The sequence below is a fragment of the Paenibacillus psychroresistens genome (assembly GCF_009728935.1).
GTDB lineage: Bacteria > Bacillota > Bacilli > Paenibacillales > NBRC-103111 > Paenibacillus_AC > Paenibacillus_AC psychroresistens.
This window is the reverse complement of record NZ_CP034235.1, coordinates 6,348,448-6,363,315: the sequence shown is the minus strand read 5'-3', so window position 1 is coordinate 6,363,315 and position 14,868 is coordinate 6,348,448. Positions and strand designations below refer to the sequence as shown.

Here is a 14,868-nt window from a genome sequence, read left to right as displayed (position 1 = left end):
GACATGCCCAAGAAGCGCTTTGAGAATTTAGATAACGTTGCGATGAATAATACATTAGCACGTCTGAGACAGTGGCGTAAGGAACGAAATGCTAAGAAAAAGGACCTTACATATAGCATACCCAAAGTAGCCCAAGTAACTATGGATGCCGCTTTGAATCAGAATTCGATTACTTGGATCGGGCATGCTACTTTTTTACTGCGTTACGGTGGATTAACCATTGTAACCGATCCAGTTTGGGCTAAGAGCATGGGCTTTCAGAAGCGCCTTGCGGAACCGGGAATTTCAATAGATTTAATGCCCCCAGTGGATGTAGTGTTGATCTCACATGGGCATTATGACCATTTAAACTTTCCATCCTTGCGTGCTTTGAAAGGTGATCCACTGATATTAGTGCCAAAAGGACTCAAAAGTAAGTTTTTACGCAAGGGTTTTCGCAAGGTTGAAGAAATGTCTTGGTGGGAGAGCAAAACGATTAGTGGTGTTCAGTTCGACTTTGTTCCTACCCAGCACTGGACGAGGCGGACACCTTGGGATACGAATAGCTCACACTGGGGTGGTTGGGTGCTGCAAGAGGAGAAGCGGACAACCGATAATGCGCCTTCGATTTATTTTGCAGGAGATAGTGGCTACTTTCGCGGGTTTGAAGAGATTGGAAAGCGATATAAGCTGGATTATGTCTTAATGCCGATTGGTGCCTATGAGCCGGAATGGTTCATGTCCAACCAGCATGTCACACCTGAACAAGCGATTCAAGCCTACATCGATGCAGGCGGGAAGCATTTCATTCCGATGCATTATGGAGCGTTTTTCTTAGCGGATGATACTCCGAAGGAAGCGTTGGATCGTTTAAACGCGGAGTGGCAGCGACTTAAGCTTGACACAGCCGCGTTGAATATTCTGATCCATGGGGAAACATTGCCTGTTACATAATTTCTGTTTTCAATTCACCTGTGACTGGATTAATTAAAGCAATTCTCGCTTCAATGGCTTGACCAGCTTCATCAGTCAGCTTCAATTTATTGGTTCGGCCTTTTTCAATAATCATCTTGACCATAGCAGGAGAAATGGATTTACCAAAGCTTTCTTTCCAGATCACGAATTTACAGCCTTCTTTATAACCGCTGCAGCCGTACCCCTTATTCCCCATGAAAATATGACCGGTACAGCCTTCTCGCGGGCAGCTGGCGATACTTTCACGACTAAGTGGAGCGGTTGATTTTTTGACCGTTATGGTTGACGATTTTTTCGTGATTGCCTTATCCTCTGCCGTCTTAGACGGCTTTTTTGTTGGTTTTGCAGGAGGCTCTGGACGCGCAAATGCTTCTTTAGCTGCTCGAGGCTGTGCCCGCACTTTGTCGATAATTAAAGTCGTAAACTTCTTAACGTTTTCCATAAACGTGGCATCAGAGGCAATGCCTTTGGATATTTCGTTGAGCCTACGCTCCCAATGTCCGGTCATTTCTGGTGAGGTTAATAACTCAACACCTGCGCTGCGAATTAGTTCGATTGCCATGCGGCCTTTTGGCGAGATTTGAATTTTCTTACCTTGCATCTCGATATATTCCACATTTTTTAAGCGCTCTATGGTTGCGGCCCGTGTTGCCGGTGTGCCTAAGCCTGAATCCTTCATGGCATCACGCAATTCCTCGTCTTCAACCTGTTTACCTGCACTCTCCATAGCTTTAAGCAAGGTGCCCTCATTATAATGCTTGGGTGGCTGGGTTTCCTTTTCCTTAGCGATTGCATCTGTACAGAGGATCTCCGTATTAGGATCAACACTAAATGAGGTGCTAGTCTCTTCTTCAAGCTCCTCTTCCTCATCTTTTCCTTTGGGTTTCTTAGCTGTTTCTTTGGCTTGATCGGCATAAATCACTTTCCAGCCTAGATCCAGCAGCTGCTTGACTATGGTTTTGAATGATTCTTTTTCGACTTCGGTCATCACAGTATGTACTTTATACTCAGCGGCCGGATAAAAATGCGATAAAAAGCGGCGTACGATCAAATCATAAATTTTTTGTTCATCAGGGGCTAATCCATTGGCTTTCTTATGGGTCGGCAGAATGGCATGATGATCCTCAACCTTGGTGGGATTGCAGATGCTTTTATTGTTTTTATTAACAAAATTTTTATTAGCATCCTTAACAAAAGTCTCGTAAGGAGTGCCGCGTAACGCATCCAAAGAACGATGCATCTCTGGTATGTTCTGTTCCGTCACATAGTTTGAGTTTGTTCGCGGATAGGAGATGACTTTGTGTTTTTCATAGAGCACCTGGGCAATGTCCAAGGTTTTCTTGGCGGAAAAAGCGTATTTGCCATTTGCTTCGCGCTGCAGCAGGGTTAAATCGAATAATTTAAAAGGGAATTCCTTGGTATCCTTTACTTCGTAGGAAGTGATGGCTCCTATTTTACCCTTAACTTTGGCGACAATAGCTTCGGCTTGCTCAGGTTTAGTAATACGATCGCCTTGCCAATTACCTTTATAGCTGGTTGTGTCCTGAGTAAAATGCCCCTCAACCTCATAGAATTTATTAGAGGCGAAAGCATCAATTTGAATCTGGCGATCATAAATAAGTGCTAAAACCGGTGTTTGAACACGCCCAACGGAAAGCAAGACATTGTGTTTGGATGTGAATGCTCGTGTGCCATTCATGCCAACTAACCAATCCGCTTCACTGCGAGCTTTGGCTGCTTTGGTCAAATTCTCGTATTCAGCGCCATCCTTAAGATTTGCGAAGCCATGACGAATAGTTTCCGGAGTCAAATCGGAAATCCATAATCGTTTTACAGGCTGCTGTAAATGAAGATGTCGTTGAATCAAGGAGAAAATATGCTGCCCCTCACGCCCGGCATCACATGCATTAACAAGATGGTCGCACTTTTTGGCTAAATCGGAAATAACGGTGAGCTGGCTTTTGGTTTTTTCATTGGGCAGCAGCTTGAAATGTTCAGGAATAATGGGGAGATCATTAAAATTCCACTTTTTATATTTGTCGTCATATTTATCGGGTTCAGCTAAGCTGATTAAATGTCCGATCGCCCAGGTGATGATATAATCGTTGCCTTCAAGATAAGTGCGATTATTGACTGCCTTAGGCTCAATAGCAGCGGCAATATTGCGTCCCATATCGGGTTTTTCGGCGATGATTAACGTTTTCATGGGAAGGGACCTCTTTCGTAAAGGAATAATGATCTTTGAAATGTACTTTGTCTAGTGTACAGATTTTTATAGCTTGTTTCAATGAATGATTTATAGTTGATTGAATATTTCTCTATGCTTCATATACATTCAATGCGCTATAGGGATACCCAATTTCCTTGTACTAACTGGAATTCCTCCTGCAAATAGCATGTAAATGCAGTGATATCGTCTTTTAACTGGAAAACGTACCTATAAAATAGGCTTTTTTACTGATAAGCACTCTTACTCAAATATTAGCGGGAGCAATTCCATTTAAATGTTCAGAATAGCCACTTTCCAAGTAAATAGCGGTATGTTTTCCAGTTATTCAAGGTAGTCCAGTACGTCACGAGCCAGTTCGTAACCAACAACACGAATTTCGTTGCCGCGTAAAGCAGGAATCAGCCAACCTTTAGCACAGAGTTTTTGCAGCATTAAAACGGCTGTTTTATGATCAACTTTAAAATGCATTTCCACATCCTTCGGCCTTATTGGCTCAACATGTACAATAGCAAATCTTATAATTTCTTTCTCAGCAAACATGGCTCGGGAGACGGGCGTTTTGCTTGGCTGGTAGCGACTTAACACCATACGCAGCAATGAAATGCAAAGCTCAGGTCTCTGCTCAACATCGTCATATGCAAAGGAGATCACCTGAAATCCCATAGCATGAAGAAATGTCTCACGATTAAGCTCGTTGCAATATTTGAAACGATCCATGTCCCTTACGTGTGTAGCGAAGCCTTTAATCTCAATTAAAAGCTTAACGAAACCTTGCAGCCAAACGAAATCAGCAACGTATGATCTGCCACGCCAATCGAGTACCTCGTATTCTGGATGCAGCTGATCAAAATTCCCTTGGGAAGGCCACCAAACGTTTCTTAGAAATAGCTGATCTCCATGCTGATGGCCTCTTTCAAGCCTGCCACGACGCTCGCCAGTACGATTGACTAGATGGTTATTAATAAATAAATCATGTGCTTTCTCAAAAGTCATGGTACTAATCCTCCCCTGAAAATAAAAAGAACGTCCTGTTGCCACTCTAAAGAGTGTAACAGGACGTTCTTCGTCACTTTATTACGATTATAATCGATATGGTTTAAGCTGTCGAGTGTGTGTACAAAATAAATACTTTACGTGTACGTTTTTATAGGTTATAATGTGTACATATAATAAAATATTTGTATACACAAAAGGAAGGTAACCATGATGACTGAGAGAAAAACGATTCAAGTAAAGCCTGATATACATGCCCGCTTGGAAAAAATGTTCAATAATGACATTGGAGCCTGCTTAGGTGTAAGAAGTACATCGGATTTAATTGAGTATCTTTGTGATTTTCATGATGAACACAACTCTTCGGAGAGTATCCTTGCCATGGAGGTTGTTAAGCTGATCCGATTGAGATTAGCCACACCATCGTCCGCGAAACTCACAGAATCAGAAATATCATCCGTTCCTTCCGATTGTTAATAATAATAAGCTATTAAGGGGGATTGGCTAATGTCTAATGAATCCATAGCAGGCTTGAGTGTAGAACATATTCAGCATAAGAGAATGACAAAAGCAAAATTAATCAACAAAGCAATTTTAATGTTTATGGGAGCTGCATTAGTAGCTGTCGCATTGGAAATTTTTCTGATACCGAATAATATTATTGATGGGGGCATAGTTGGTGTTTCCATTATGCTAGCCCATTTCATCAAGATTCCGATCGGTGTATTTCTCTTCGTGTTGAACCTTCCCTTTCTTTTCTTAGGCTACAAACAAATTGGTAAGACCTTCGCGCTTTCAACACTTTTCTCTATAGTAATTATGTCGATAGGTACCCAATTGCTTCACCCCGTTGCTCCACTTACTAAAGATCCAATGCTTTCAGCAGTTTTTGGCGGTATTATCCTAGGAATTGGTGTAGGATTGGTCATTAGGTCCGGAGGTTCATTGGACGGGACAGAAATTGTAGCGATTTTATTTAATAAAAAGACACCTTTTTCTGTGGGTGAAGTCGTGATGTTCTTCAATTTATTTATTCTCGGCAGCGCTGGTTTCGTGTTTGGTTGGGATCATGCGATGTATTCTTTAATGGCGTATTTTATTGCTTTTAAAATGATTGATATCACTATTGAAGGCTTTGACGAATCCAAAGCGATCTGGATCATTAGCGATAGGAATAAAGATATTGGGGATACCATTTCCCAACGTTTAGGACGCGGTGTTACTTATCTGCATGGTGAAGGCGGTTATACGGGAGATACCAAACGCGTAATATTCTGCGTAGTTACGAGAATTGAAGAAGCCAAGATGAAATCCATTGTGGATGAAATCGATCCATTTGCTTTCCTGGCTGTCGGCAACATTCATGATGTTAAAGGCGGTAGATTTAAGAAGAAGGATATCCATTAATTTTGGAGGAATCCGTAATTATATATCTATATTATATGCAGCTTATGGGGTTTCCATGGGCTGCTTTTGTTTTGCGCAATCCTAGCACAACAAATTCCATTATTTGTAGTATAAGGTCATATTAAGCGCGAATTTGGAGGAGGCATTATGAAATTCAACAACCGGTATTATGTTTATACAGTCATGCTACTTCTACTAATAATTATCATTTATACAATTAGTTTTAATAATGGTAATTCTTCCGATACATCGTTAGAACCGATGCAAACTGTTGAAGCACCACAACAAACCATACCAGTAGAACAAATTCCAACACCACAGCCCACAATTACTGTAAATGCAGTTGAGGAAAAGCCAATACCAGTAGTCTCGCAACCAAATACTGATTTATTTACTTATACAGCGTGTGAGGAGGACATTAAGTTTAATCAAGCTCTAGCTCAATCTAATAATAAAGACATATTCCAACCGACTGCTTTAGCAGAAGGGAAAGAATTTAGCAATGTTCGAGCCATCTCAACAAGCAAAATGACAGATGGGGCAGGTTATGGATTTAAATATGGCACTTCCTTCGCTCTACAAAAGGGTGGATCTATTCATGCATGGGGCTTACGCAGCTTCGAAACCTCAACTATTGCTTCATTTCCTAAGCTTGTAATAGGATTGCCAGCTATGGTTCAAACAGAGGGTGAGTTTGCCTTGTCTAAGGAGGGGCAGGTCTGGTTATTAAATAATGGAGAAAAACCTTATGCTATTCAAGCTTTAGATCATGTGAAAATGTTACGCCAAGATGGAAGCGGGACACTAATTGTCTTGAAAACGGACCAAACTGTGTGGGCATGGCACCGGTTAGAAGAAAATCCGCAAGGGCAGCTAGTGCAGTTTTCGATTAAACAAGCTAAGCAAATTTATGCTGGATTAAATACATTTTATGTTATCCAGGTCAACGGTACTTTATGGGAAACAGCTTCATCATGGAATAATACAGACCTAGATGATTTTAAACAAATGGAGCTGCCGCAAACGGTTAAAGCCGTACAAGTAGATTCCCTATTTAACAACAAAGTATTTATTAAATCGGACATAGGGGATTGGTATGAGTATAATCTTGAAAGTAAATTTACTAAAGTAGAAATATTGAAGGACATGGTAAAAATTGCAGGAAACTATTCTAATATAATTGCATTAAAAAAGGATGGCACAGTTTGGAGCTGGGACGATCAGTCTGAGCTAATGTTTAATGAAGGTTATACAGGTGTTTTAACTAAAGCTGCTCAATTGCAGGGAATTAAAGATGCGATAGATATACAAGCGGGGAGCGATCACTTTCTTGTATTGACAAGTGAAGGCAAAGTGCTTAGCTGGGGCAGTAATATGTATGGGCAGCTTGGCAGAATGCCATTTTATTATGACAAGCTGACCACGATTGGGACGACAAAGGGGATTGAAGGTATTGCTGCTGCTTGGGATGGACTATATCTATTTGGCAAAAATGATGTTTGGATGCTGAATGAGACCCAACAGCTTGTTCCAATTATGCAAGGGAAAGCAATAATAAAGATGGTCTCGCTTGCAGGAGAACCAGGGTTTTTAACAAATATGGGTGAATATATCCTATTCAGTTCGGGGTTAACAGTGTGTCATGTTCTGCGAGCCAATACACCCATTGTAGATATGGAGGAGGGCTCAACGGAATTGCTCATCAAACTCCAAGGTAACCAAATATTCGCAATTAATCTCGATAATTATGATAAATATCAAATTACAGAAGTAAAAAAACTCACATTTGAACCTAAATTGACTAGTAATGTGAATATGATGATGACTAACGTGCTGCCTTTTGTGTTTACAGATAAGGGTGAGATGTATGTTCAAGATCAGATAAAAGGTGATGAGTGGGTAATGAAGCCAATCACAGGCTTGCCGCAAATCAAAGAAGCAAGCGCTATTTATGGCAGCTTTTATGACCATGATGGTAATATAGCTAAGGTTATAGACCCAGCAGGTGAGGTTTATAATATAAATATAACGTTGGAGCGTAATGAAAATTCAGAGATAACCACAAAGCTCTTTAAGTCAATTAAAACAGGTGAGCGAGCAGAGCATCTATTGGGCGCTATGACAATTTCGGACCAGGGTGAACTTCAAGAGCAGGAGCGTTTTAGGTTGCAGGATCAATTGAAGGCTGGTGAGCAGATTAGTTTTATGAGCTCCATTTATGCGATTGCATCCGGTGGAGAAGGTCAATCTACTTTTCATCATGTGCTGGTTATGCAAGATGGCCGGATCCAGTGGTTAGGCTTTAGCTCGTTTTTTCATGATTTTGCGCAACCAGATCTGGTAGTTTCAGGGTAGGTATTTGGGTAAGTTTTAAGGGAATTTCTTACCCATGACATGATCTAGAGGAATAAAGCCAATGCTTCTACTGTCTTTGCTATTATTACGATTATCACCCATAACATAAATATGCTTATCTGGAACAACAACTTTCTGATCAGAACTGTATTTCATCGCTTCTTTAATATAGGCCTCATCTAGAGCAACCCCATTCCGATATACCTGATTATCCTTAAATTTAAGCGAATCTCCTGGTTTGCCTATTACTCTTTTTACATAAAAAATTGGATCAGAGCCCGAGGTGAGGAATTGCAATAAGGGGAACTCCATTAGATCATCCTTGAAGGTTCGCTTGCGATCTATGCGACTGTCAATAACCACTATATCGGAGTAATTAGGCAGATATGAAAAGGTATGAGGGAATTTATTAACTATCAGATACTGTTTATCATGAAGACTTGGATCCATGGAATGGCCACTTACCTTAAAAGGCTGGAATACGAATAAACTGATACAGAAAGCAACGATAAAGGCGATTCCTAGGGAACGAAACCAGCTCCAAATTTCATAAAGTGTTTTCATGGTTGACCTCCAAATAGTTTGAGTATCATATAAGCTAAATAAGTAATTTAATATAGCTTACTGGGCAAAAGTAAAGAACCCAAAAGAAATAGACTAAAGCTAGCAAATTGGTGAACTGGAAGCACATGATAAATAGCTCCACCTAAATTCGAAAATAGTTGCTGAAGAAGCCGCTTCTTGTGAGGGACATAAACTCGCAATTGTTCAATAGACCTGTCAATGGTGCTTTCATTGGGATACTTTACGGAATAATGTTCCAGATATAGCTGGATTTCTGCTAAATCATCGGCAATTTGAGAATCTTCATTCGTTGCCTGGTGAAAATTAGTCTTAACCTTGATTCTCTTCATCAGCTACCATCCTCCCTAGGATTCGTTTAAGCTTAGCGATTCCTTGAAACAACCGCGATTTTACAGCCGATTCTTGGCTGCTCGTTGTCTGTGCAATCTCAGACACCTTCATTTCATGATAATACTTCAGTACAATGGCTTCTCGTTGAGAATCAGATAGCTCTTGTAATGCGCTTTGGATGTGAATGCGCACTTCTTGTTGATTCAATAAATCCTCCACATTACTATACGGCTCAAAGGGCATCGAATTTTGCAAGGGTGTCGTTAGAGATTCTTTATATTGCCGACTTCGGTAATAATCTCGACATATATTTACTGCCAAGGTGAGCAGCCAATGTGCGAACTTGCCCTGTTCCTTATATATCGAGAGCGACTTCATCATTCTAATCAAAGTTTCTTGAGTGAGATCCAATGATATATGATAATCAGCTGTTCTCCGATATAAATAAGCGAAAATCATTTTATAATGACGACGGACTAGCACCTCCATAGCCGCTTGGCTGCCTTGATGTATTTCCTTGATTAGTTCTTCGTCCGATGGCATATTCTCACCACAATTCCTCGCTTTATAATGTCTTCTATAAGTATTAACGTATGAAATCGCCAAAACGATTTAAATGACAGGCTTTATTGAAAATGATCCTATAGAAAACTAGGTACTAGAAAAAGTTAATTCTTATAAACTTTGACTCACATCTGTAACATGTCTAATAAGAAGAATTATAACATGTTCCATCTGGAGGTCTAAGTATGAATGATTTTAAGAAGCGACTGCAGCACATGAAAACGGTTCAAGATAATCTTGCTAAAGAATACGAGGCGGTGTTAAACGAATACGAATCCCATGATTTGATTCAGGAGAATCAAACGCTGCGTCGAGATTACGAAGAATATAAATTACGAGTAGGTGAATTAAAGCAGAAGCAAAAGGAAATTGAAGCTGAGAATGCTCATCTAAGATCGGCAATTAAAGATCAGATAGTCGATGAGAAGCTTAATATTCTTAAGGTATCTCAGGAAAAGCTGAATACCTATTTTAGAAGCGCTACACAACCTGCCTATAATAAGCTTTATGCACTTGAACAGGAGTCCCGTCAAGAAGTAGATCGCTTAGTAGCGCGAACAACCAAGAACCTACAGGAAGAAAAGCAGGAGATCCTGGCGAAGCTGGAGCAAATATCCGCAGAGCTAAATGCTAAGGTTATTCTCCATATAGAGCTTTTGGACCTCAAAGAAAAGGATATGCTGCATGGAGTTTCTGAAGGCTACGACCAGTTGTCCAAAGAAGAGATAACGGAAGAGGTTATCCAGAAGCGTGCCAAACAAAATCAGCTTGAAATGAAAATAGGGCTAAATTGGATCAACAAGCTAGGGATTTTGTTAATTATTTTTGGTGTTGGCGCTGCCTTTAAACATTCTTACTCCCATTTTCTTAACGATTATTTCAAAGGTATTATGTTTTTTGTACTTGGCGGTTTAATGCTGGCAGGTGGCGAATATCTATATCGTAAGAATAAACAAACCTTCGCTTTAGGGGTAATTGGAGGTGGAATTGCCATCTTATATGGCTCGATCTTTTTCAGCTATTTCTTATTAGAGATCATTGAGATGCCAGCAGCCTTACTCTTATCTGTCCTCGTTACACTCTTAGCTATTGTGCTTTCTCTGCGCTATGATTCACGAACGGTATGTTCGTTTGGGTTAGTTGGCGGCTACTTCCCGCTATATTCTTATATCATCGCTTTTGATCTGCAAGGAGCAGCGGTTTATGCGGCAATGGGTTATCTAGTGCTGCTGACTTTATCAATTCTTATCGTTTCTTTCCGTAAGAAGTGGAATGTTGTACATTATATTAGCTTTTTACTAAACATTCCTTCGATGATTGTACTGATCCTATTGTCATCCAGTGATACCGTTAATATGGGGTATGCGGCTGTAACCTTTATCATCTACTTAGGCATTACGCTCGGGTATTCTTTTAAACATAAAGTGAGCTTAAGTAAGCTGGATGTGGCTTTGCTGGCGATTAATACAACGGTGAGCTGTATTGTGCTTTATTATTTGTTTGATGAGCTGGAGTTAACTGAATATAGAGGCTTGCTGGCGCTTGCTTTTAGTTTAATTTATCTGCTCCTAGCTCGCTTTATGGTGAGGATCATGAAGCATGAAAAACAAACCTTGTTACTGTTCTACGGTACTTCGTTAACCTTTGCCATATTAATAATTCCGTTTCAATTTGGAGTACATTGGTTATCCCTAGGCTGGTTGATTGAAGCGTTAATCCTCATGGCTTTTGGACACTCTGTACGAATTAAGTCGCTTGAAAAGTCAGGGTGGATGGTATTCCTCCTTTGTTTGGGAGCTTTCTATATAGAGGTACTCGCGATTGTTACTGGGGACTGGAATCCAACCGATTTTTTTAATTTAAAATATACAAGCATTATGCTAGGGCTGCTGTTAGTCATGATTTACTACTTGCTAAGTCAAAAGAAGCTTGGAGCTCATTCAGGTGTTTTCCGTAACTTTAGTGAAAAGCTGACTACCTTTAAATATTTTACATTGGCGAATTTATGGATCTATCTAATTTACGAGAGCATGCATTTTTATCATCAATTTATTCCGCAGCAATATGAGTTATATCATTTCTATGAGGTTATGGTGTTGGCTTTTATTAGCATTGGTCTGGCTTATGCTTTAACTAAAGCGATGCTGCTGTATGACAGAATCGTCAAATATTATGCGCTTTTTCTATATTCTGTCGGGTGTTTAATTGGACTTTATGTCACTGTGAAGATGCCGCTTTTAAACGATGATATGGCTCAAAATTCTTATATGGAGTACTTGGCTTTAGGTATTTTGATTGCTTTTAATGGGATTGTTTTTTTCAGTGGACGTGGGCTGTTAATTGCTTTTATTCGCCAACAATACAAGAACATTGAGCTCTATCCATTCATTCTTGCGATCTATTTATTGGGCATATCCGCTGCTTTTCTAAATGTACAGCTTCAGCTAGGGGATGTAGGATTTATCTCCAGCATTGTTTATCTAGGTTTGGCTATCAGTTATATTCTGTATGGCTTCCGCAAGAGATATGTGTACATTCGTCGTCTAGGATTAGCTCTGACATTGCTCTCAACAGGTAAATTGTTTCTTATAGACTTAGCGTATTTGGCAGAGGGCAGTAAAATATTGGCTTACTTTTGTTTCGGAGTTGCTCTACTCGGGATTTCGTTTATATACCAAAGGGTGTCTAATAAGCTCGAGGAGCTGCCGTTGGGGGCAAAGAAGTAGCTTTAAAATTAGGGGTGTTCGAATAATACTATATTATGGTAGAATTGCTATATTTATGAGTGATAATATGTGTAGGAGCCCTAGTGAGTGAATATTATAGTGGTAGTAGTGATGATTATCCAGTGCTGAGGGGAAGTGATAGGGTAGTAGGTAAAACCCGTCATGACAAGAATGACAAAGAATTGAAGGTAAAAATGTTTAGTAGAATAGTAGGTTCATAGACACATACAAAAACTTAGAGGTGCAGAAGATGAAGAAAGTAGTCAGCTCAATTTTAATTGTTTTAATGTTAGTTATGAGTTCAACCAGTGTTTTTGCAAAGAATATATTACCACCAAACCACACTCCTACAACAGTTTTCCAAGATATTGCCCCGATGTATAATGTGGATAAATCAAAGTCGTTTAGCATTAAATTAGCACTAGCAAACGATGCTTTTGATGTCTTTATTAAAGATCAGTTCGAAGTTACTACTGATCGCAATGGTGACGATCCTTTGTTGGCTGATATTAGTTACAATAAGAAAACAAAAACTATCACAATCAAGCCTGATAAAACAGGGTGGGGAGTTTACCCGAGAAAAGGTATTGATGATACAGGTGGCAGATCTTGGGGAGGTTTAGATAGATACTATCTGATCATTTATCAAGATGTTAAAGCAAAATCTGTCAAAAATTTAAAAGTTCCAAAACGTATGATGTTTACAATTGGATCGCCAGTTGAAAAACCAATTATTAAAACCGTATCAAATAGCGACGGAGAGTATTCCTTGAATTGGAACAAAATCCCTGGAGCAACTAGCTACAAAGTTTATAGTGGCAGCAGATTTAAGCTAGAGCTAGAAGCAACTGTCACTGAGCCAACATATCTACTGAATGATACTACAAATGAGAAGATATATTCAATGAACAGTAAAATTCATAGTGGTGGCGAATATACAGTAAGTGCAATAGTTAATGGGAAAGAGTCTAACATAAGTAATATTGCTAATATGGATGATTATGAATCGTCAGCACTGCACTCACTATCTTACGGTGAAAAAGCTTCGTACAGCGATAGTGATTCCATTGACTCTTTATTTGATCTACCCAGAACACTGTCAGTAGACACGCACAAATATATTTCTGCCGATGAAAGTCCCACTGGAAGCAGCACATATGTAGCTAAAATTGTACCAGTGATTTGGGATTTTAAAACAAATGTATCCGACTCCGACTACAGTGTTAGATACATTGGAAGGTTGCAGGGAACAACTTTACAAGTAACTGTTCTCCTGTCAAAAGCTCCAACTCAAGAAGAAATAGATGCTTTTAATAGTGGAGCAGTGGTGTCACCAGCCAAAAATGTTCCTTCAATTGATATTACGGATAGTATTAATGTTGACGGAGGTTTCATATCAACACCAACTGCAACTCCGACACCGACACCGACACCAACACCAACACCAACACCAACACCAACACCAACACCAACACCAATACCAACACCAATACCAACTACAACTCCAGTTGAAACAATTAACCCAACGAATACAGAAACTCCAACTCCAGTACCAACTGTAGTACCTACTGCAACACCAACGCCTGTACCTACTGCAACACCAACAGTGAAACCGACAGTAAAACCAGTTCCAACAGCCACACCTTCTTCAGGAACTTCTGATATTACTAACGTAGTCACAGCTCCGGTAGTGGAACCAGTTGATGGATTGGGTACTGCTATTATTAAAGGCTTAACAGCAGGCAACGAAAAAATTGATTTAAGTAAATATCCGGCCGCAGGGGATTCAACAGCATTGTATGATTACGTGTATAAGATTATAACTCAATATCCGTTAATCGTTGGTGAAAAACAATTTTCATATGACTATAAAACTATGTCATTGTTAGTTGACTACTCCATGACAAAAGATGAAATGACTAGACAACAAACGGAAATTAAAGCAAAAGTTAAGCAAATTGTTGCGGAGATTATAACACCGGGAATGGCATATTTGGATAAAGAGAAAGCAATTCATGATTGGATTATTGATCATGGCGCCTATCAGGATGAAGTACTAGCGGCTTACAATAGCGGTACTGATATGTCAGATATAGCGGCTCAATATTCATCAGCCTTTAGCGTCTATGGGATTCTTGTAAAAGGCTTAGGTGTGTGTCAAAGTTATGCAGAAACATTTAAAATGTTAGCTGACGAAGCTGGATTACAAACAGTTGTTATGTCCGGTAAACTCGATGGGACACCACATGCTTGGAACATGATTAAAATCGATGGTAAATGGTATCACGTTGATCCTACTAATAATGACGTAGGAATTCCCTATGCTGTTTATAACACAAGCGACAAGTTTATGGTTTCCAACTATACTTTTGATAAAGAATTTGAAATTGATCAGAACATAGCTGGATATGCTAGCCTCGATGATAAACAAGATTATTATTATAAGAATTTATTGCACGCGGAATCAGTATCTGAATTGCAAACAGCTTTAGATTCAGCCATAACAAACCATGTGAATTTCAACATTAAGGTAGATCCTTCTATGACACAAAAAGAAGTTTATGACCAGTTGAATGCAACTTTGGACGCTTCAAGTGTAACCGGAAACGTTAGGTATGGAATGGCGTTTAGAATTCTAATGGTTATACTGGAATAATAAAAATATTTATTAAATTGAAAGTGGGAACTTATCCCACTTTTTTCTTTTGCATAAAAATATAAGGC

At 39.5% G+C, this 14,868-nt stretch carries 11 protein-coding genes; 6 read left to right on the top strand and 5 right to left on the bottom strand.

Going from position 1 to position 14,868, the window contains the following annotated elements:
• The first annotated feature begins 3 nt into the window (after positions 1-3).
• On the top strand, positions 4-933 hold the full coding sequence (locus EHS13_RS28840) for an MBL fold metallo-hydrolase (RefSeq protein WP_155703690.1): 930 nt from the start codon (positions 4-6) through the stop codon (positions 931-933).
• Here the strand turns inward: EHS13_RS28840 and EHS13_RS28835 are convergent.
• Together EHS13_RS28835 and EHS13_RS28830 are read right to left on the bottom strand one after the other, a co-directional pair.
• Positions 926-3,160 carry a type IA DNA topoisomerase gene (locus EHS13_RS28835; protein ID WP_155703689.1) on the bottom strand — a complete coding sequence of 745 codons (2,235 nt, stop codon included), beginning with the start codon at positions 3,158-3,160 and terminating at the stop codon, positions 926-928. The two genes, EHS13_RS28840 and EHS13_RS28835, sit on opposite strands and share 8 nt — an antisense overlap.
• 345 nt (positions 3,161-3,505) lie before the next feature.
• Positions 3,506-4,177 carry a DUF559 domain-containing protein gene (locus tag EHS13_RS28830; RefSeq protein WP_155703688.1) on the bottom strand — a complete coding sequence of 224 codons (672 nt, stop codon included), beginning with the start codon at positions 4,175-4,177 and terminating at the stop codon, positions 3,506-3,508.
• A 210-nt stretch (positions 4,178-4,387) separates the two neighbouring features.
• Between EHS13_RS28830 and EHS13_RS28825 the strand changes: the two genes are divergently transcribed.
• The 3 genes from EHS13_RS28825 (at position 4,388) to EHS13_RS28815 (ending at position 7,939) form a co-directional block, all read left to right on the top strand.
• Positions 4,388-4,654 carry a hypothetical protein gene (locus EHS13_RS28825; RefSeq protein ID WP_155703687.1) on the top strand — a complete coding sequence of 89 codons (267 nt, stop codon included), beginning with the start codon at positions 4,388-4,390 and terminating at the stop codon, positions 4,652-4,654.
• Between the two features lie 84 nt (positions 4,655-4,738).
• Positions 4,739-5,584, top strand: a complete 846-nt coding sequence (locus EHS13_RS28820) for a YitT family protein (RefSeq protein WP_405083596.1) — start codon at positions 4,739-4,741, stop codon at positions 5,582-5,584.
• Positions 5,585-5,731: 147 nt separating this feature from the next.
• Complete coding sequence (locus EHS13_RS28815) at positions 5,732-7,939, top strand: RCC1 domain-containing protein (RefSeq protein WP_155703685.1); 2,208 nt, start codon at positions 5,732-5,734, stop codon at positions 7,937-7,939.
• Positions 7,940-7,954: 15 nt separating this feature from the next.
• On the opposite strand, the gene lepB is transcribed toward EHS13_RS28815, so the two are convergent.
• Genes lepB through EHS13_RS28800 form a run of 3 tightly spaced genes read right to left on the bottom strand, consistent with a single transcriptional unit; the run spans position 7,955 to position 9,397 of the window.
• The gene (gene lepB, locus EHS13_RS28810) at positions 7,955-8,503 is read right to left on the bottom strand and encodes a signal peptidase I (protein WP_155703684.1); all 549 of its coding nucleotides are present in this window, start codon (positions 8,501-8,503) and stop codon (positions 7,955-7,957) included.
• A gap of 47 nt (positions 8,504-8,550) precedes the next feature.
• On the bottom strand, positions 8,551-8,853 hold the full coding sequence (locus tag EHS13_RS28805; protein WP_155703683.1) for a hypothetical protein: 303 nt from the start codon (positions 8,851-8,853) through the stop codon (positions 8,551-8,553).
• Positions 8,834-9,397, bottom strand: coding sequence for an RNA polymerase sigma factor (locus EHS13_RS28800; protein ID WP_155703682.1), 564 nt, complete (start codon positions 9,395-9,397; stop codon positions 8,834-8,836). Before EHS13_RS28800 ends, EHS13_RS28805 begins: the two co-directional genes overlap by 20 nt.
• A gap of 206 nt (positions 9,398-9,603) precedes the next feature.
• Between EHS13_RS28800 and EHS13_RS28795 the strand changes: the two genes are divergently transcribed.
• Both EHS13_RS28795 and EHS13_RS28790 read left to right on the top strand, forming a co-directional pair.
• Positions 9,604-12,144, top strand: a complete 2,541-nt coding sequence (locus tag EHS13_RS28795; RefSeq protein WP_155703681.1) for a DUF2339 domain-containing protein — start codon at positions 9,604-9,606, stop codon at positions 12,142-12,144.
• A gap of 250 nt (positions 12,145-12,394) precedes the next feature.
• The gene (locus EHS13_RS28790; RefSeq protein ID WP_155703680.1) at positions 12,395-14,800 is read left to right on the top strand and encodes a transglutaminase domain-containing protein; all 2,406 of its coding nucleotides are present in this window, start codon (positions 12,395-12,397) and stop codon (positions 14,798-14,800) included.
• The last annotated feature ends 68 nt before the right edge of the window (positions 14,801-14,868 follow it).